Source organism: Pantoea sp. M_9 (assembly GCF_008631385.1).
GTDB classification, from domain to species: Bacteria; Pseudomonadota; Gammaproteobacteria; order Enterobacterales; family Enterobacteriaceae; genus Pantoea; species Pantoea eucrina.
Window position 1 is genome coordinate 1 of sequence record NZ_VWUF01000016.1, and the last position, 19253, is coordinate 19253.

A 19253-nucleotide genomic window follows, 5' to 3' on the forward strand; every position below is an offset into this window, starting at 1 on the left:
AGGGGGCGCATTTATGCGCCCCTGGTTTGATGCGGGTATCGGCCAGGGCGTCATTAATGACGCCCCTGCGGGGGGTAATGTAGGGGGCGCATTTATGCGCCCCTGGGTTATTTACGATAACAAACTAAACGCAATCATGCCGACGATGGCGCCGGTGGTGCCGAGGATGGTCTCCATCAGCGTCCAGGTCTTTAGCGTCTCGCCCTCGGTGGCACCGGTAAAGCGGCCAAATAGCCAGAAGCCGGCATCGTTGACGTGGCTGATAATAATTGAGCCACCGCCGATACAGATTGAGAGCGCCGCGAGCTGTGCGCCGCTGTAGTGCAGCGGTTCGATCACCGGCATCACCAGCCCTACGGTGGTCAGACAGGCCACGGTTGCAGAGCCCTGAATAACCCGGATAGCACCCGCCAGAATAAAGCAGGCCAGCGCGATCGGCATACCGGCGCCGGTCAGCGCGTGACCCAGCACCGGCCCCACGCCGGAGTCAACCAGCACCTGCTTAAAGACGCCGCCGGCACCGATAACCAGCAGAATAATGCCGGCGGGCTGCAGCGCGCTGCCGCACACCTGCATCACCTTCTCTTTATCCATGCCCTGCCGGTACGCCAGACCATAGATCGCCACCAGCAGCGCCAGCAGAATCGCGGTAAACGGATGGCCAATAAATTCCAGCCATTCGTAGAGCCGGGTATCCGGCGTGGTAAAGCGCGCACCGATGGTTTTCAGCCCGACCAGCAGCAGCGGAAACAGGATCAGAGAGAGGCTGAAACCAAATGAGGGCAGCCTGCCCTCGTCCACATCCGGCTGATGATCTTCCGGCGGCGCGCTGAAGCTGACGTGACGGGCGATCAGGCTGCCAAACAGCGGCCCGGCGATCAGCATCCCCGGAATGGCCGCGCAGAGTCCCAGCAGGATCATCCAGCCAAAATCAGCGTGCATTTGTGCCGCCAGCAGCATCGGCGCAGGTCCCGGCAGCAGAAACGCCGCCGCCGCCGCTACGCCGGCAAACAGCGGGATCACCAGCTTCACCAGGTTGTCGTGCGTGCGGCGCGCCACCGCAAAGGCGATGCTGATCAGCAGCACCACCGCGACTTCAAAAAACAGCGGCAGCGCGCAGATCAGCCCGGCGATCCCCATCGCATAGTGCGCCCGGCTCTCGCCAAAGGTTTTCAGCATCCGGATAGCGATCTGATCCACCGCACCGGTTTCATGCAGAATTTTGCCGAACATTGCGCCAAGCGCTACGACGATGGCAAGAAAGCCCAGCGTGCCGCCCATGCCTTTCTGCATCGTATCGGCAATCTGATCGAGTGGCATACCGGAGAAAAGCCCGGCACCAATAGAAACCAGCATCAGGGCGACAAAGGCGTGCATCCGCGCTTTCATTACCAGAAACAGCAGCAGCAGGACAGAGCCTGCTGCGGTTAACACCAGCGTTGCGGTACTCATTACTCGCCCTTGTTGATTGCATCCCTGATGGTCGCAACCGTAGCTGCAACAACGTCATCCAGCGAGTGGTTGATATCCACCATCAGGACATCAGCCTCATCTGTGCCAGGTTCCTGCAGCGTGGCAAACTGCGTTACCAGCATCTGTGGCTTGAAGAAGTGACCCTTACGGGCTTTGAGGCGGGTTTCAATGGTTTCGAAATCGCCTTTCAGATAGATAAATTTCAGGTTGTGATTGCCCTGGCGCAAAATGTCGCGATAGGACTTTTTCAGCGCCGAGCAGACGATAATCGATACCGCCTGAGTGCGCTGCATGGCAAAAGCCGCGTCGTTCAGCGCCTGCAGCCACGGCTGGCGATCGTTATCATCCAGCGGGTGGCCTTCCGCCATTTTCATGATGTTGCTGCGTGGATGAAGGAAATCTCCATCCAGAAAAGCGGTATTCAGTTCGTGTGATACCCGATTAGCAACGACAGACTTTCCGCTGCCGGATACACCCATCAGGATAAAAACGTGATGTGATGAAGATGGCGTGATCATAGTTTTGCGCTCCGGCAGCTTATTCTGCCAATGTTACCGATAACAAATCTGTCATTCATTGTCGGAGTGCGTCCCGATGCTGACAACCCTCGTCAGCCGGAAAAGCGTAAAAGTGTGAAGTGGCTCATACATTCGCCATAATCAGATGCTGTCACCTTCAGCAATCTCAAAGCCGATATCGAGCGGGCCGCTAAATGAACGATCGCCACCAATGCGCGCCAGCAGCATGGCAGCCGCCTCGCTCCCCATCCGTTCACGCGGCGTCAGCACGGTGGCCAGCCGTGGCGTCACGACCTGCGTAATATCGTGGCCGTGAAAGCCCGCGATCGCCATCTGCTCCGGCACGCGCAGCCCCTGACGCTGGCATTCAAACATGGCACCTACGGCCAGGTCATCGTTAGTACAGAACAGACTGTCGGTTGCCGGATAGCGCTTTTGCGCCTCGCACAGCAGCTGTGCGCCGGCGCTGAAGGAAGAGGCGTCTTCCATCATCACGCTGTGCGGCGTCAGTCCCGCCTCGCGCATCGCCTGTTCATACCCCTGCTGCTTCTGCAGCGTACGCTCATCAAGCCGCGCCCCCAGGTAGACCGTATGGCGATGCCCTTTCTTCAGGATAGCCTGCGTCATCTGTCGCGCCGCTTCGACATTATCAAATCCCACCGCCATATCCAGACACGGCGTAACGCTGTCCATGATCTCAATGACCGGGATCCCGGCCACCTCCAGCATGCGCAGCGTACCGGTGGTATGGGTACGTTCGGTTAAGATCACGCCGTCAATATTCCAGCCCAGCAGCGAGCGCAGCTGCCGCTCCTCTTTTTCCGGATTGTAGCCAAAGTGCGCGACCAGCGTCTGATATCCCGCCTCATCGGTCACGGTTTCAATTCCGCGCAGCACGTCAGCAAAGACCTGGTTGGTCAGGGAGGGCAGCAGCACGCCAATGGCGCGGCTGGTGGCGTTTGAGAGCATATCGGGTGCACGATTAGGGATATAACCCAGCTCATCCAGCGCGACGGCAATTTTGTCACGCAGCGCGGCGGAGACCCGCTCCGGGTCGCGCAGATAGCGACTGACGGTCATTTTGGTGATGCCGACGCGATCGGCGACGTCCTGTAATACCGGTCTTTTCTTCTTCATCGTATGCACCTGGGGCCAGAGATACGCTGAGTTTATCACTATTTTTACCGCTTCCGCGTCTGATGCCTGCCCGCACGCCGGATGGGTCGAACGGCGATAAAAAAGCCAGCACGCAGGCTGGCTAAACAATACCGGAAGCAGTGTCGGGCTTACCGGCGATTAATAACCGGCGCTGAGATCGTCAACCGAGCGCGGATCGGACGCGCCGTAGCGCATGCCATCCGGACCGATCATGATGCTCTGCGTACTGCCCATTGCCGGCAGCACCTTCACGTGCTGACCTTTCGCTTCCAGCAGGCGCAGCGTATCGGGACTGAAGCCTTTCTCCACGCGCAGCTGATCGGGCAGCCACTGATGATGAAAACGCGGCGCGTTAGTCGCTTCCGCCACGTTCATTCCAAAATCGATGCTGTTAACCACCATCTGCAGCACGGTCGTGATGATCCGGCTGCCGCCCGGACTGCCGGTGACCAGCCAGGTTTTCCCCTCTTTGGCTACAATTGTCGGTGACATGGAGGAGAGCGGACGCTTCGCCGGCTGAATCGCATTCGCCTCGCCGCCGACCAGACCGTAAACGTTTGGCGTACCCGGCTTCGCGGAGAAATCATCCATTTCGTTGTTCATCAGGATGCCGCTGTTGCCCGCCACGATCCCGCTGCCAAAGTAGGTGTTGAGGGTATAGGTCACCGCCACAGCGTTGCCCGCTTTATCCACCACCGAGAAGTGGGTGGTCTGATTGCTCTCGTACGGTGCCAGCTTACCCGGTTTGATCTCTGACGACGGCCGCGCTTTGCTGACGTCGATCTGCTGCGCCAGAGTTCTGGCATAGGCTTTGCTGGTCAGCGCCTGCTGCGGCACTTTGACGAAATCGGGATCGCCAAGATACTCGGAGCGATCGGCGTAAGCGTACTTCTCCGCTTCTGCCATGACCTGCATGGCGTCTGCGCTGCCGAAGCCCCACTTCGCCAGATCGAAGTTCTCCAGAATATTCAGGATCTGCACAATGTGGATCCCGCCCGATGAGGGTGGTGGCATGGAGAACACTTCATAGCCGCGGTAGGTGCCGCTGACCGGTTTACGCTCCACGGCACGGTAAGCGGCGAGATCCGCTTTGCCAATCAGCCCGCCGTGCTGTGCCATTTCGCCGGCGATCTCATCAGCAATGCGACCGGTATAGAACGCATCGGCTCCCTGCTGCGCAATCAGCTGCAGGCTGCGCGCCAGGTTCTTCTGCACCAGCCGATCGCCTTTCTGATAAGGTTTACCATCCGCTTTGTAGAAGATTGCCCGGCTGTTTGCGTGATTGATCAGGTTCTCTTTGCCATAGGTGGCGAGATCGTCCGCCAGCGCATCGTTGACGATAATGCCGTCACGCGCCAGCTTTATAGCCGGGGACAGCAGCGTGCGCAGTGGCAGCGTGCCATACTTCTTTGCCGCCAGCGCAAATCCCGCGACCGTACCGGGTGTGCCAGACGCCAGGTGAGAAGTAAGTGATAACTTACTATCCGCATTACCCTGCTTATCAAGGAACATATCGCGCGAGGCGCGCGCCGGCGCCATTTCACGAAAGTCGATAGCAGCAGCACGCCCGGACGCCGTGCGCAGCAGCATAAAGCCGCCGCCGCCGAGATTACCCGCCTGCGGATGGGTAACGGCCAGCGCAAAGCCCACGGCGATCGCCGCATCCACCGCATTGCCGCCCTGTCTGAGAATATCCACGCCCACCTGCGTTGCCATCGCATCCACCGAGGCGACCATGCCGTGCTGCGCTTTCACCGGATGAAAGGTGTCGCTGTCAACGCCATAGGAGATTGGTGGCGCGCTTGCCGGCGCCGCAGCGGCCCCCTGCACCACGGTAAAACTCATTAACATCGCCCAGCTCAACTGGCGCAACCTGCCTGCTGTCCTCATCCTGCCACCATCCTTTTCAGTTGTTTACATTTGTTATTTATCGATGCAAGTGTTTGCTAAAGCAGTAAAAACATAACACTTAACGCAAATTGCACGCACGCCCGATTTCAGGCTTTGTGATATCGCATAAACTTATGAATAAGAGGCAGGCGGCCTGCGGGCCGCCTGTTTACACAGCAGATCAGACGATCGGAGGGAATAATGAAAACATGGCTTATTGCGCTGGCAGCCCTGCTGCCGCTGAGCGGTATGGCAAATACGCTGAATAACAATAATGTGAATCAGCCCGGCTATAACCCAAGCCAGCAGCGTATGCAGACCCAGATGCAGACCCAGCAGCAGCAGCAGCAGCGCCTGCTGCATCAGGATCAGCAGCGGCAGACGCAAAATATGCAGCGGCAGCTGCAGGAAAAACGCGACAGTACCCGGCAGCAGGTACTGCAGTCGCAGCCGGGTCAGAATACGCAGCAGAACGGCACCATGCCGAATAACAACTAACTGAAATCGGGACCGATAATATCGATGCGATCGGTGCAGATGGCATCCACACCCCAGCTCAGCAGCTCGCGGGCACGCGCGGGCTGGTTAACCGTATAGGCCAGGATATGCAACCCGGCTGCCTTCAGCAGTGTGGTGCGCTCCGCATCGAGCAGCCGGTAATTCAGGTGAATCGACACGCACTCCAGCTGGCTGGTCAGCGCCTGCCATGCGTCATCCCACTCATCCAGCAGCAGACCGCGCGGCAGCTCTGGCGCAGCCTGCTGTGCCGCCGCCAGCGCTTCAGGTGAGAACGAGGAGAGCAGCGGAGGTGTCTGCTCCTGCCAGAGCTGACAGGCGGCGAGCGCCACGGCAGCGCCCGTCTCCGCGTCGGTGCCGGTAGTGGGTTTGATTTCGATGTTCGCCATCATCCGGTGCTGACGACAGCGCGCCGCCACATCCGTCAGCAGCGCCAGCGGCTCGCCCGTAAACGCCCCGCTGAACCAGTCGCCGGCATCGAGCTGTGCCAGCTGCGCCCACGCCTGTTCGCCCGCCACGCCCCAGCCGCTGCTGGTGCGATCGAGTGTGTCATCGTGCAGCAGAAAGATCTGTTTATCCTGCGAGAGTTTGGCATCAAACTCAATCATGGTATGGCCGTAACGCGCGCCGGTATCGATCGCCGCCAGCGTGTTTTCCGGGGCGAGTTTACCGCCGCCGCGATGGGCCACAATTTTCGGGTAGGGCCAGTTGTTGTTACTCATTCCAGACGTTTTCCATGAACAGCATCGAAGAAGTGTAACGCATCCGGCGGCAGATGCAGCCACAGCGTGCTGCCCGCCTGCGGACGTTCGCTGTGCGGCAGCCGTACCACCAGCCGCGCCTGACCAAGATGGCCGTGTGCCAGGTTGTCCGCGCCGAGGATCTCCAGCGTATCGACCACCAGCGGCACGCCGCCTGCTTCACGTGAAGAGAGATGAATATGCTCAGGACGGATGCCGAGCGTCAGCGGCCTGTTAGCCCACTGCGGCCGTCTCTCGCCCAGCGGCAGGCTGTTCAGCGCATCCAGCGTAAAGTGCAGGCCGTCGCGGCTGATCTCTCCTGGCAGCAGGTTCATCGCCGGGGAACCGATAAAGGCGGCAACAAACTGGCTGGCCGGGCGCTCATAGACCTCTACCGGCGTGCCAACCTGCTCCACAATCCCTTTGTTCATCACCATCACCCGCTCCGCCAGCGTCATCGCCTCAACCTGATCGTGCGTGACGTAAAGGCTGGTGGTTTTCAGGCGGCGGTGCAGCTGCTGCAGTTCAAGACGCATCTGCACGCGCAGGCGCGCATCAAGGTTGGAGAGTGGTTCATCGAACAGGAAGACAGCCGGTTCACGCACGATAGCGCGTCCCATCGCCACACGCTGCCGCTGCCCGCCCGAGAGTTCCCGCGGTCGCCGGTTCAGCAGGTGGTCAAGCTCCAGACTGCGCGCGGTCTCCAGCACGCGCTGGGCGATCTGCGCTTTGCCCATACCGCGGATTTTCAGGCCATAGCCCATGTTTTCGCCTACCGTCATATGCGGGTAGAGCGCGTAGTTCTGAAACACCATCGCGATGCCGCGATCTTTCGGCTCCATCTCCGTGACCCGCTGCTCAGCAATAAAAATGTCGCCGGAGCTGACGCGCTCCAGTCCGGCCACCATGCGCAGCAGCGTCGATTTACCGCAGCCGGATGGCCCCACCATCACCATAAACTCGCCCTCGTTGATGGTGATGGTCAGCGGCTGGATCACCGCATTTTTGCCGTCATACGATTTCGTCACGCTCTGTAAAGTTACGCCTGCCATTTATTTCTCATTCTCCACCAGGCCACGCACAAACGCGCGCTGCATTACAAGAACCACCACAACCGGTGGGATCAGGGTTAATAACATCGCCGCCATCACTTCATTCCACTGCGTCGGACCGCCGCTGGTGTTGATCATGCTTTTTACTCCCGCCACGGCGGTGCTCAGGCTGGCATCATTAATAATCAGCAGCGGCCAGAGATACTGATTCCAGCCGTAGATAAACGTGATCACAAACAGCGCGGCAAGGTTGGTTTTGGACAGCGGCAGAACAATGTCCCAAAAGAAGCGCATCGGCCCGGCGCCGTCAATGCGCGCGGCTTCAATCAGCTCGTCCGGCAGCGACAGGAAGAACTGGCGAAACAGAAAGGTAGCCGTTGCCGACGCCATCAGCGGCAGCGTCAGCCCGCTGTAGCTGTCGAGCAGGTTAAGCGTGGCGATCACCTCGACCGTCGGAAAGATACGGACTTCAACCGGCAGCATCAGCGTAATGAAAATCAGCCAGAAAAAGAGCGTGCGCAGCGGAAAGCGAAACCAGACCAGCGCAAAAGCTGAGAGCATAGAAACGCTGATTTTGCCGATCGTAATCGCCAGCGCCATGATAAAGCTGTTCAGCAACATCATGCCAAATGCCGCGCTGCCGTTAACGCCCTGCGTCCAGATACGCGAAATGTTCTCCCACAGATGCGTGCCGGGCAACAGCGTCATCGGCACCTGATAAACTGCAGTGTTATCCAGCGTGGCGGCGACAAAGGCGACATAGAGCGGAAAAAGAATGGTCAGCACGCCCAGAATCAGCAGCGTGTGGCTGAAAATATCCAGCCCGCGTCGGTTCTCAATCATTGATATTGCACCTTACGCTCAACAAAGCGGAACTGCAGAATAGTGAGGCCAATCACCAGCAGCATCAGCACGACCGACTGCGCGGCAGATGAGGAGAGATCGAGACCGGTGAATCCTTCCCGATAAATTTTGTAGATAAGCGTGGTGGTGGACTGTACCGGCCCGCCACCGGTAGCGGCATCAATGACCGGGAAAGTGTCAAAGAAGGCGTAGACCAGGTTGACCACCAGCAGAAAGAAGCTTACCGGCGTAATCAGCGGCAGAGAAAGATGGAAAAAGCGCCGTACCGGCCCGGCTCCGTCGATAGCGGCCGCCTCAGTCAGCGACTTCGGAATCGACTGCAGCGCCGCGAAGAAAAACAGAAAGTTGTAGCTCATCTGCTGCCAGATAGAGGCGAGCACGACCAGAAACATTGCCTGACCGCTGTTCTGCGCATAGTTCCAGTTATAGTCCATCTGATTGAGCAGATGGCTGAGCAGCCCAAGCCCCGGATTAAAGAGGAACATCCACAGCACTGCGGCGACCACCGGCGCCACCGCGTACGGCAGCAGCAGCAGGGTCTGATAGAGCTTCTGCAGACGCACAACATAGTCAACCAGCGCGGCCAGCAGGAGCGAGAACAGCATCCCCAGCACCGTGACCAGCAGGCTGAACACTATGGTGGTCCAGAAGGAGTCGAGATAGTAGGGATCGCTGAACAGACGACTGAAGTTCTCCAGCCCGACAAAAGTGCTGGAGATGCCAAATGGATCGATGCTCTGCAGCGAATACCAGAGGGCCTCTCCGGCAGGCCAGAGAAAGAAGATAGCGGTGATAATCAGCTGCGGTGCCATCAGCAAATAGGGCAGCAGCCGGGCACGAAAGACCGGACGAGACGATGAGGGCATAGCGAACTCACGCTGAAAGCGGGAGCGACCCAGCGTCGCTCCCGGTGGATCGGATTTATTTCACCTGCTGTTCAAAGCGGCGCAGCAGTGCGTTACCGCGCTTAACCGCGTTATCCAGCGCTGCCTGCGGCGTCTGCTTGCCGGTCCAGACGCCTTCCAGCTCTTCATCTACCACCGTGCGGATTTGCGGCATATTGCCGAGGCGCATCCCTTTGGTGTACGGCAGCGGATCTTTGTTGAGCATCTGCCGGGTAGCGATATCCGCGCCCGGGTTTTTCTCATAGAAACCCTGCTTTCTGGTCAGCTCGTAGGCGGCGGTAGTGATCGGCAGGTAGCCGGTTTTCTGATGCCATTCGGCGGCAATCTCCGGCTGCGCGAGGAACTTCATAAACTCCGCCGCCCCTTTATAGGTAGCCGCATCTTTGCCTTTCATCACCCACAGGCTGGCGCCGCCGATGATGGCGTTCTGTGGAGCTTCAGGCACGGTATCGTCATACGGCATCATGCCAACGCCGAAGTTAAATTTGGCGTAGTGCTTGATATCCGCCAGCGAACCGGAAGAGGCGGTCGTGATCCCGCAGTCGCCGTTATAAAACTTGGCGGTCGGCTCATCCTTGCGTCCAAAGTAGGTGAAATCACCTTTTTTGTTCATCTCTTCGAGCATCTGGATATGCCGCACCTGCACCGGTTTGTTGAACTCCAGCACCGCATCGGTGCCGTCGAAGCCGTTGTTTTTACTGGCTACCGGCAGCGCATGCCACGCGCTGAAGTTTTCAATCTGGATCCAGCCCTGCCAGCCGCTGGCATAGCCGCAGCTCATGCCGGCTTTACGCAGCGCAGCGGCGTCTTTTGCCAGCTCCTGCCAGGTTTTTGGCGGCTGCTCCGGATCGAGCCCCGCTTTTTTAAAGGCATCCTTGTTGTAGTAGAGCACCGGCGTTGAGCTGTTAAACGGCTGAGAGATCAGCTGACCGCTGCTGTCGCTGTAGTAACCCGCCACGGCCGGCACAAACTGCTTCGCATCCATCTGCACGCCAGCCTGGCTGAACACGTCATGCACCGGCACAATCGCTTTCGAGGCCATCATGGTTGCCGTACCGACTTCATAGACCTGCAGCAGCGCAGGCGCTTTACCGGTGCGTACCGCTGCAATCCCCGCCGCCAGGCTCTGCTCGTAGTTACCTTTGTAAGTGGGCACAATTTTGTAATCGGGATGCGCCTGGTTAAAACGCTGTGCCAGAGAGTCAACTTCTTTGCCTAACTCCCCTTCCATTGAGTGCCAGAAAGGGATTTCGGTCGCAGCCAGCGCGTTACCGCTGAGCGCCAGACCAAGCAACACACTCATCAGACGGGGACGAAGCGTTAAAGCGGTCATAAAGTTTTCCTGTGCTGTTAGGTACGCGCAATATCACGCATTTTTTGTTCGCGGAGTAACATGACACGGGAAGATGATAGAAAAATAACCGAAATATGACAGAGATATGACACACAGAAACGCGCCAGCCAGGCGGCAAAACGTGAACGTCGTGCACATTTTTCAGCAAAAAAAGCGGCAGGCAGGAGAAAGGCGGCCCGGCAGGATACCGGGCCGCAGGCCGATCAGGCGCCGAGATAGGCGCTGCGTACCGCTTCGTTAGAGAGCAGCGCCTCGCCGCTGTCCTCCAGCACTACGTGACCGTTCTCCAGCACGTAACCGCGATCGGCAAGCTTCAGCGCCTGATTGGCGTTTTGCTCAACCAGAAAGATGGTCATCCCCTCTTTACGCAGCTGCTCGATGGTGTCAAAAATCTGCTGGATGATGATAGGTGCCAGCCCGAGCGAGGGTTCATCCAGCAGCAGCAGACGCGGCTGGCTCATCAGCGCACGACCAATCGCCAGCATCTGCTGTTCGCCGCCGGACATGGTACCGGCACGCTGCACTTTGCGTTCTGCCAGCCGGGGAAACAGCTGGTAAACCCGCTCAATTCGCGTCTGATACTCATGCCGGCTGGCAAAGAAACCGCCCATCGCCAGATTCTCCTCCACCGTCATGCGGGAAAACACCCGACGCCCTTCCGGCACGATCGCGATCGCCTCCCGCATGATTTTTGCCGTCTGCCAGTCGGTGATGGTTTTTCCGTCAAACACAATGGTGCCGCTGCTGGCGCGCGGCTCGCCGCACAGCGTACCCAGCAGCGTGGTTTTACCGGCGCCGTTGGCACCAATCAGCGTGACGATCTCTCCCTGACTGATATGCAGATTAATATTGTGCAGCGCCTGAATCGGGCCGTAGTGGGCGCTTACACCCTGCAGCGTTAACATCGGGTTTGCCATCTTACGCCTCACCTAAATAAGCCCGGATCACGTCCGGGTTGTTGCGGATCTGTTCCGGTGTACCGTTCGCCAGCGGCGTTCCCTGATTGACCACGTAGATGCGGTCGGAAATGCCCATCACCAGCTTCATATCGTGTTCAATCAGCAGCACTGATACCTTGTGCTCGCTGCGCAGCTCGGCGATCAGCGCATCCAGCTCATGCGTTTCACGCGGGTTGAGGCCCGCGGCCGGTTCGTCCAGCATCAGGATCTCCGGGCGCGTGACCATGCAGCGGGCAATTTCCAGCCGGCGCTGCTGGCCGTAAGCCAGATTGCCCGCCTGGCGGTTTGCCAGCTCCAGCAGGCCGATACGCTCCAGCCAGATGGCTGCGCGATCGAGCGCCTCGCTCTCACCGCGGCGAAACGCCGGAGTTTTTAACAGGCCGGAAAAGACGCCGCTTTTCAGATGCTGATGCTGCGCCACCAGCAGATTTTCAATCACCGTCATCTCACGGAACAGCCGCACATGCTGAAACGTGCGCACGATACCCATGCGCGCGATTTTCTGCCCCGGCAGACCCTGTAGCGGCCGATCGCGCAATTTAATGGTGCCGCCGGTTGGCTTATAGAAGCCGGTCAGGCAGTTGAACACGGTCGTTTTACCGGCACCGTTAGGTCCGATAAGCGAAACAATCTCCTGCGGATGCAGCGCCAGTGCCACATTGTTGACGGCCAGCAGGCCGCCAAAACGCATCATCAGGCCTTCAACGGCTAATAAAGGCTGACTCATGCCTGCTCTCCCTGTTTGCTCTTTTTCAGTTTCAGATGCGGACGCTTCATCGGCAGTAACCCCTGCGGACGCCAGATCATCATCAGCACCATCAGGCCGCCCAGCACCAGCATGCTGTACTCATTAAGATCGCGCATCAGTTCACGCGATACCACCAGCAGGATCGCCGCGAGGATCACCGCCAGCTGAGACCCCATGCCGCCCAGTACCACGATAGCCAGCACAAACGCGGATTCGACAAACGTAAATGATTCCGGGCTGACAAAGCCCTGGCGCGCCGCAAACAGCGTCCCGGCAAAACCGGCAAATACGGCGCTGATGGTAAAGGCGGTCAGCTTGATGCGCGTCGGACTTAAACCCAGCGAGCGGCAGGCGATCTCATCTTCGCGCAGCGCTTCCCATGCGCGCCCCAGCGGCATACGCAGCAGGCGATTGATCACAAACAGCGTCAGTACCACCAGCAGCAGCGCGACCAGATAGAGGAAAATCACACGGTGATTAGGGTTGTAGGCAAGCCCGGTCAGGTCGTGGAATGTCGTCCAGCCCCCTTCGCTGACGCGGCGGCCAAACTCAATGCCAAACAGGCCGGGCTTGGGGATCTGCGCAATACCGTTCGGCCCGCCGGTAATCGACGTACTGTTCAGCAGCAGAATACGCACGATTTCACCAAAACCGAGCGTGACAATCGCCAGATAGTCGCCGCGCAGGCGCAGCACCGGAAATCCCAGCATCAGGCCAAAGGCGCCCGCTACGATGCCCGCCAGCGGCAGGCTCTCCCAGAAGCCAAAACCGTAGTAGTGGTTCAGCAGCGCAAAGGTATAGGCGCCAATGGCATAAAAACCGCCGTAGCCCAGCACCAGCAGTCCGGAGAGGCCAACCACCACGTTAAGCCCCAGTCCCAGCATGACGTAGATCAGCGTCAGCGTAGCAATGTCGATGCTGCCGCGTGAGGCAAACAGCGGCCACGCAACGGCAGCGACGATCAGCAGCGTCATCAGCAGTTTCTGCTTCGCGGTAGATCCATCAAACGCTGGCAGCACAAAGGCTTTACCGCTGCGGCGAAGCCGGCCTGAAAATAGCGGACGCAGCAGCTGAAAGATAAAGACCACCGCGCAGCCCGCGAAGATCCAGTTCCAGCGAACCTCGCCCGCGCTGACCACAATCAGCCGGGTGCCATCCAGGTCGAGACGCATGCCCATAAAGAAGCTGGCCAGCACCAGCAGCATTGCCGCAGAGAGCACGGCGTTAAGCAGACCGAGACGCTTCATACTTTCTCTACCTCCGGGCGGCCCAGAATACCGGTTGGCATCACCAGCAGGACCACAATCAGCAGCGCAAAAGAGACCACATCTTTATATTCTGTCGAAAGGTAAGCTGACGTCAGCGCTTCCGCAATGCCGAGCACCAGCCCGCCAATCATAGCGCCCGGAATACTGCCGATACCGCCCAGAACCGCTGCGGTGAACGCTTTCATGCCGGCCATAAAACCAATAAACGGGTTGATTGAGCCGTAGAACTGCCCCAGCAATACACCCGCGACCGCTGCCATCGCCGCGCCAATCACGAAGGTCAGCGAAATAACGCGATCGGTATTGATGCCCAGCAGGCTGGCCATTTTCAGATCTTCCGCACAGGCGCGACAGGCGCGGCCCATACGCGAATAGCGGATAAACAGCGTCAGCGCCAGCATTGCCAGAAACGTCACTACCCAGATCACCAGCTGCATGGTCGTGAGCGTGGCGGCGAAACCGTTGCTTTCACCCAATGTCCACTGGCCGGTGATCAGACTCGGCAGCGCCAGATCGCGCGAGCCCTGGGTCAGGCTGACGTAGTTTTGCAGGAAAATAGACATCCCGATGGCGGAGATAAGCGCAATCAGCCGCTTGGAAGCGCGCACCGGCTTATAGGCAACGCGTTCAATACTCCAGCCGTAAGCGCTGGAGATGATCACTGCCATGATAAAACCGGCGGCGATCATCAGCCACGAGGTATCAATGCCCATCATCATCAGGGCGGCAATGACAATAAAAGAGACATAGCTGCCGATCATGTAAACCTCGCCGTGGGCGAAGTTGATCATGCCGATGATGCCATACACCATGGTGTAGCCAATCGCGATCAGCGCATAGGTGCTCCCGAGGGTTACCCCGTTGAACATCTGCTGAATAAAATAGAGAAACTGCTCGGACATAATGAGGACCTGCAAGTGGATCAGAGATTCCCTCTCTGGGGTAAGAAAGGGTCAGGGCAGCAAACCGCTCACGGCGCGTCTGCCAGCTCCCTGCCCCCGCCCGCGCACGGGAGGGGGAGATAGTTACGCTATGCGGTAGAACCGGTTAACAGCGCTTATTTCACTGCGGTTGATGAGCCATCTTTGTGCCATTTGAACACGCCGAACTCGAACCCTTTCAGATCGCCTTTCTGATCCCAGCTCAGGTCGCCCATTACGGTCGGCACCGGCGCGCCCGCTTTCAGGTTTTTTGCAATCTCATCGGGCTCATCGCTTTTGCTGCGCTCAATGCCCGCCACCAGCGACTGAATTGCGGCATAGGTGGTCCAGACAAACGGGCCGGTCGGATCTTTGCGGTTTGAAGCGCTGTTGCCCTTAATGGCATCAACGATCGCTTTGTTCTCCGGCAGCTGGTCATAACGCTTTGGCAGCGTAACGTACAGGCCTTCTGACGCATCGCCAGCAATGTTGGAGAGTGAGGCGTTACCCACGCCCTCGGGTCCCATAAAGCCCGCTTTCAGGCCGGCCGTTTTTGCCTGGCGCAGGATCTGCCCCAGCTCCGGGTAGTAGCCGCCGTAGTAAACAAAATCGACGTTCTCTTTCTTCAGGCGGGCAATCAGCGTGGAGAAATCTTTATCGCCGGCGGTGATACCCTCAAACAGCACCACGTTACCACCTTTGGCCTTCAGGGTTTTCTGCACGGACTCCGCCAGACCCTGACCGTACTGCTGCTTATCATGCACGACAGCAATACGCTTCGGCTTGATCTGCTCCAGAATATAGGTTGCTGCCGTCGGGCCCTGATCGGAATCGAGGCCGGTGGTACGCATAACGTCAGCATAGCCACGCGCGGTCAGCTCAGGAGCAGTGGCGGCCGGCGTAATCATCAGAATGCCTTCATCGTTATAGATGTCAGATGCAGGCTGCGTAGAAGAGGAGCAGAGATGGCCGATAACATATTTAATGCCGTCGTTAACCACTTTGTTCGCTACCGCAACTGCCTGTTTCGGGTCACACGCGTCGTCATACTCCACGCCAACCAGTTTGTCGCCGTTTACGCCGCCTTTGGCATTAATATCTTCGATTGCCTGCGCTGCACCCGTGAACTGCATATCACCATATTGCGCGACCGGGCCGGTTGCTGCACCTACGATAGCGATTTTGATATCGGCAGCCAGCGCGGCATGGCTCATTGCCAGTGCAACGCAGCCCGCCAGTAACGCGCGTCCTTTACTCATCTTCATGCGTACTTCCCCATCTGTTATGTCGTGTCTGTTGTGATTGGTTTTATTTCAGCCAGTGAAAGAGGAAACTGATTCAGATAGAAGGAGTTAGCGTTCTTATCTGGCTTTTTTTGTTAAAACAGCTTTATTTTCAGGTTATTAAACAGGAATTTTCTGCTGTAAATCAACTGACATATTCAGTAATGAGCGGCCTGAACAGCATAATACTCTGGAGGTTATGGCCGTAATTTGCGCACCAGGGTAGCGCGTTATGCTGGCTTATTCGGCAATCGTTGCGGGCTTACTCCACAATCCTGGCAAAGTGTCTGCCATTTGACCTGTTTTTATCGCAAAAAAGTGACAGCGCTCTGACTGTATAAATTCGCTACACTATGCCCTTTCTGCCAGTACAGGTACGGGTTATGAAACTCACTATTCAGCGTATCGTTTCACTTACGCCGCAGGATCGCATCGACCTCGCTAAAATCTGGCCGCAGCAGGATATTGCGCAGCTGGAAAACACACTAAGTGATACGCAGCGGCTCTATGCAGCGCGGTTTAACGATCGGCTGCTGGGCGCGCTGCAGCTGGAAATCCGTGGTACCCACGGCAAAATCACGCACTTTGAAGTCCGTGAGGCTACGCGCCGGCGCGGCGTCGGGCGTTACTTACTGGAGGAGACACTGGCGCAGAATGGTTCGCAGGATCACTGGTGGATTGCGGATGATGGCTATGCTGACCAGGGGATTCGGGCAGCGTTTATGCAGGCGTGTGGCTTTCGCGCGCAGGCAGACGGCTGGGTAAAAGTGGCAGAGTAGCGTTGCGCGGCCGGATGGCGGACATAAAAAAGGGCAACCCTGAGGTTGCCCTTATTACCGTCTGCGAACTGTCAGGCTTCAATCGCCATGCGCAGCTTTTTCATCGCATTCTTTTCCAGCTGACGCACGCGCTCCGCTGAGACGCCATAGCGGTCGGCCAGCTCCTGCAGCGTGGTTTTATTGTCATCATCCAGCCAGCGGGCACGAATGATATGCTGACTGCGTTCATCCAGGCTGAGCATCGCATCACTCAGCTTATCCGCTGCGTGGGCGTCCCAGTTATCCTCTTCGATACCGTCAGCGAAATCTGACGTTTTATCCTGCAGGTAGAGCACGGGAGCCATTGGCTTGCCGTCGCCCGCTTCATCGTCAGAGGACATATCAAAGGTCATGTCCTGTGCCGCCATACGCGACTCCATCTCCAGCACATCCTTCGTGCTGACGCCGAGTTCACGCGCCACCATGTCGACTTCATCCTGATTAAACCAGCCCAGACGCTGCTTGGTTTTACGCAGGTTAAAGAACAGCTTACGCTGCGCTTTGGTGGTGGCGACTTTGACAATGCGCCAGTTACGCAGCACATATTCGTGGATCTCTGCTTTGATCCAGTGCACTGCGAATGAAACCAGACGCACGCCGACTTCCGGATTAAAACGGCGCACCGCTTTCATCAGGCCGATGTTGCCTTCCTGAATCAGATCCGCCTGTGGCAGACCATAACCTGCATAGTTACGTGCGATGTGAACAACAAAGCGCAGGTGTGACAGGATCAGCGTTTTCGCTGCATCCAGATCGCCCTGGTAATGCAGCCGCTCAGCCAGTGCTTTTTCCTCTTCTGCCGTCAATACCGGCCAGTTGTTGGCAGCCCGAACGTAAGATTCCAGGTTGCCCAGAGGAGCAATCGCTAAAGTTTGCATTTCTTTGGTCATTCAAACCCTCACAAATTCAATGGAGTTGCTGCGCGTGTCCTTACGCAGACGCTACAGTATGTCAACGTCAGGCGAAAACCAACAGCAATCTGTGCTAATTAGACGCCAGGGTTATCCACAAGTTCAATTATAGCAGTGAATATTTTACACACAGGTGACAGCGGGGAAAATCGGAGCATTCCTCTGCGCCCGCATCGCTGGCAGCAGAGGAAGAGTATATCAAAAAATCGTTGCCATGGGTTACTGCGGCGTAAATCGGCGTAAATGTTGCACAGTGGCAAGCCATGCAGCAATCCAGCCAATAATGGCGGCAACCAGCAGCAGCAGCAGGCCCTCATCCCATGCAAAACCTTCCAGCGTAAAGGCGGTGCCAAATACCGACGCGACCTGCGCCACCACCGACTGCAGTCGCAGCACCAGTACTTCAGAGAGCACCAGCGACAGTAGCGCACCGGCAAAACCGAGCAGCGCACCGCCATAGAGGAACGGCCGCAGGATAAAGCCATCCGTTGCGCCAATCAGCTTCTGGACGTTGATGGTGTCGCGCCGGGCAAAGATGCTGAGCCGGACGCTGTTACCAATCACCAGGAACACTGCCACAATCATCAGCAGACCGATCATGGAGGCCACCTGCCCGACCAGGCCGGTCAGCGCTGCCAGACGGGCAAACCAGCTGTCATCCATCCGTACTTCATCCACGCCCTGCACTTTTGCCACGCGATCGCGCAGGCTTGCCATGGTGTCAGAGTTCTGGAAATTAAGCTTCGGCGTGATAATGGCCACCGCCGGCAGCGGATTCTGCTCCAGCAGATCCATCGCGCCGCCAAAACCAGACCAGTTGCGAAACTCACTCTGCGCTTCGTCACGCGTCAGGTAGTTCACACTGTCGACACCTTCCAGCTGCTTAAGCTGTGCGGTGACGTTTTCTGCCGCAGTGTCGTCCAGCGTCTTGTCGAGATAGACCGTTAGCTGCGGCGCCGGATACCACTGGGTGGCCGCCTGGCTGACGTTTTTCCACACCATGTAACAGACGCTGGGCAGCGTCAGTGAAATCGCGATAACCATAACGGTTAGCAGCGTTGCCAGCGGCTGGCGCCACATATCGGACAGGGTACCGCGCAGGGCGTAGTGCCACTGCTCCTGCCAGCCACCTTTCAGCGCTTTGCGCTTTGACGGCGTTTTAGGCTGCTTTGCCGCTCTGGCCGCCGCCGGGCGCTTGTTGCGTTTATTGACCATCGTGGCCTCCGTGCAGACGTCCCTGATTCAGCGTCATCACGCGGTAGTTACGCCGCGCGATTAGCCCCAGATCGTGGGTTGCCATCAGTACCGTTACCCCGACCCGGTTAAACTCTTCAAACAGGCGCAGGATATCTTCTGACAGCGCATTATCGAGGTTACCGGTGGGTTCATCTGCCAGCAGGACGGCGGGTTTATTAACCACCGCGCGCGCAATACCCACGCGCTGCTGTTCACCGCCGGAGAGCTGAATCGGGTAACTTTTCGCTTTGTCGAGCAGGCCGACTTTATCCAGTGCCGCTGAAACACGACGGCGGATATCTTCGCCGCTGGCGCCGGAAATAATCAGCGGGATAGCCACATTGTCATAGACAGAGCGATCCATCAGCAGATGGTGATCCTGGAAAATCATGCCAATCTGGCGCCGCAGAAACGGCACTTCGCTGTGACGCAGGCGGGAGATATCGTGCCCGCTGAACCAGATCTGTCCGGCGCTCGGACGCTCAATGCCGCAAATCAGCTTCAGCAGGGTACTTTTACCCGCGCCGGAGTGTCCGGTCAGGAAGGACATCTCGCCGGGACGCAGATGAAAATCAACGCCCTGCAGCGCCTGGCGCCCTCCCAGATAAGCCTTACTGACTTCTTCAAAGCGAATCATGCC

At 57.8% G+C, this 19253-nt stretch carries 19 protein-coding genes; 2 read left to right on the plus strand and 17 right to left on the minus strand.

Annotation, left to right across the window (positions count from 1 at the left end; genetic code table 11):
• Positions 1 to 111 precede the first annotated feature (111 nt).
• The 4 genes from gntU to ggt all read right to left on the minus strand — a co-directional run bounded on the left by gntU (position 112) and on the right by ggt (position 5039).
• Complete coding sequence (gene gntU / locus F3I15_RS16440; RefSeq protein ID WP_039381950.1) at positions 112 to 1452, minus strand: gluconate transporter; 1341 nt, start codon at positions 1450 to 1452, stop codon at positions 112 to 114.
• Positions 1452 to 1991: a gluconokinase gene (gene gntK / locus F3I15_RS16445; RefSeq protein ID WP_039381948.1), complete on the minus strand. Its 540-nt coding sequence runs from the start codon at positions 1989 to 1991 to the stop codon at positions 1452 to 1454. Before gntK ends, gntU begins: the two co-directional genes overlap by 1 nt.
• A 141-nt stretch (positions 1992 to 2132) precedes the next feature.
• Positions 2133 to 3128: a gluconate operon transcriptional repressor GntR gene (gene gntR / locus F3I15_RS16450; protein ID WP_039381945.1), complete on the minus strand. Its 996-nt coding sequence runs from the start codon at positions 3126 to 3128 to the stop codon at positions 2133 to 2135.
• 159 nt (positions 3129 to 3287) lie between these two features.
• Positions 3288 to 5039 (minus strand): gamma-glutamyltransferase, encoded by a 1752-nt coding sequence (ggt, locus tag F3I15_RS16455; protein ID WP_150018647.1) that lies wholly within the window; start codon positions 5037 to 5039, stop codon positions 3288 to 3290.
• A 201-nt stretch (positions 5040 to 5240) separates the two neighbouring features.
• On the opposite strand from ggt, the gene F3I15_RS16460 reads away from it, so the two are divergent.
• On the plus strand, positions 5241 to 5537 hold the full coding sequence (locus F3I15_RS16460; RefSeq protein WP_039381941.1) for a DUF2756 domain-containing protein: 297 nt from the start codon (positions 5241 to 5243) through the stop codon (positions 5535 to 5537).
• Here F3I15_RS16460 and ugpQ read toward each other — a convergent pair.
• The 10 genes from ugpQ to F3I15_RS16510 all read right to left on the minus strand — a co-directional run bounded on the left by ugpQ (position 5534) and on the right by F3I15_RS16510 (position 15630).
• Complete coding sequence (gene ugpQ / locus F3I15_RS16465; protein WP_150018648.1) at positions 5534 to 6277, minus strand: glycerophosphodiester phosphodiesterase; 744 nt, start codon at positions 6275 to 6277, stop codon at positions 5534 to 5536. The two genes, F3I15_RS16460 and ugpQ, sit on opposite strands and share 4 nt — an antisense overlap.
• Complete coding sequence (locus F3I15_RS16470; protein WP_039381936.1) at positions 6274 to 7347, minus strand: sn-glycerol-3-phosphate import ATP-binding protein UgpC; 1074 nt, start codon at positions 7345 to 7347, stop codon at positions 6274 to 6276. Before F3I15_RS16470 ends, ugpQ begins: the two co-directional genes overlap by 4 nt.
• Positions 7348 to 8190 (minus strand): sn-glycerol-3-phosphate ABC transporter permease UgpE, encoded by an 843-nt coding sequence (ugpE, locus tag F3I15_RS16475; RefSeq protein ID WP_094111291.1) that lies wholly within the window; start codon positions 8188 to 8190, stop codon positions 7348 to 7350. It abuts the gene before it with no gap.
• Positions 8187 to 9077 carry a sn-glycerol-3-phosphate ABC transporter permease UgpA gene (gene ugpA / locus F3I15_RS16480; protein WP_150018649.1) on the minus strand — a complete coding sequence of 297 codons (891 nt, stop codon included), beginning with the start codon at positions 9075 to 9077 and terminating at the stop codon, positions 8187 to 8189. The genes ugpE and ugpA overlap by 4 nt, the downstream gene beginning before the upstream one ends.
• A 55-nt stretch (positions 9078 to 9132) precedes the next feature.
• Complete coding sequence (gene ugpB, locus F3I15_RS16485) at positions 9133 to 10449, minus strand: sn-glycerol-3-phosphate ABC transporter substrate-binding protein UgpB (RefSeq protein ID WP_150018650.1); 1317 nt, start codon at positions 10447 to 10449, stop codon at positions 9133 to 9135.
• 224 nt (positions 10450 to 10673) lie between these two features.
• Entirely contained in the window at positions 10674 to 11387 is a 714-nt protein-coding gene (gene livF, locus F3I15_RS16490) for a high-affinity branched-chain amino acid ABC transporter ATP-binding protein LivF (RefSeq protein ID WP_094111290.1), read from the minus strand.
• 1 nt (position 11388) lies between these two features.
• Positions 11389 to 12156 carry a high-affinity branched-chain amino acid ABC transporter ATP-binding protein LivG gene (gene livG, locus F3I15_RS16495; protein ID WP_039381923.1) on the minus strand — a complete coding sequence of 256 codons (768 nt, stop codon included), beginning with the start codon at positions 12154 to 12156 and terminating at the stop codon, positions 11389 to 11391.
• Positions 12153 to 13424: a high-affinity branched-chain amino acid ABC transporter permease LivM gene (locus tag F3I15_RS16500; protein WP_150018651.1), complete on the minus strand. Its 1272-nt coding sequence runs from the start codon at positions 13422 to 13424 to the stop codon at positions 12153 to 12155. Before F3I15_RS16500 ends, livG begins: the two co-directional genes overlap by 4 nt.
• Positions 13421 to 14347: a high-affinity branched-chain amino acid ABC transporter permease LivH gene (gene livH, locus F3I15_RS16505; protein ID WP_039381919.1), complete on the minus strand. Its 927-nt coding sequence runs from the start codon at positions 14345 to 14347 to the stop codon at positions 13421 to 13423. Before livH ends, F3I15_RS16500 begins: the two co-directional genes overlap by 4 nt.
• A gap of 155 nt (positions 14348 to 14502) precedes the next feature.
• On the minus strand, positions 14503 to 15630 hold the full coding sequence (locus F3I15_RS16510) for a branched-chain amino acid ABC transporter substrate-binding protein (RefSeq protein WP_150018652.1): 1128 nt from the start codon (positions 15628 to 15630) through the stop codon (positions 14503 to 14505).
• A gap of 401 nt (positions 15631 to 16031) precedes the next feature.
• Between F3I15_RS16510 and panM the strand changes: the two genes are divergently transcribed.
• Positions 16032 to 16427, plus strand: a complete 396-nt coding sequence (gene panM / locus F3I15_RS16515; protein ID WP_150018653.1) for an aspartate 1-decarboxylase autocleavage activator PanM — start codon at positions 16032 to 16034, stop codon at positions 16425 to 16427.
• Positions 16428 to 16498: 71 nt separating this feature from the next.
• Here panM and rpoH read toward each other — a convergent pair whose 3' ends face one another.
• The 3 genes from rpoH to ftsE form a co-directional block, all read right to left on the minus strand.
• A complete protein-coding gene (gene rpoH, locus F3I15_RS16520) occupies positions 16499 to 17356 on the minus strand; it encodes an RNA polymerase sigma factor RpoH (protein ID WP_039381911.1) in 858 nt (285 codons plus the stop codon).
• A 240-nt stretch (positions 17357 to 17596) separates the two neighbouring features.
• Positions 17597 to 18592, minus strand: coding sequence for a permease-like cell division protein FtsX (gene ftsX, locus F3I15_RS16525; RefSeq protein WP_150018654.1), 996 nt, complete (start codon positions 18590 to 18592; stop codon positions 17597 to 17599).
• On the minus strand, positions 18582 to 19250 hold the full coding sequence (gene ftsE / locus F3I15_RS16530; protein WP_065650521.1) for a cell division ATP-binding protein FtsE: 669 nt from the start codon (positions 19248 to 19250) through the stop codon (positions 18582 to 18584). The genes ftsX and ftsE overlap by 11 nt, the downstream gene beginning before the upstream one ends.
• Between the last annotated feature and the right edge of the window lie 3 nt (positions 19251 to 19253).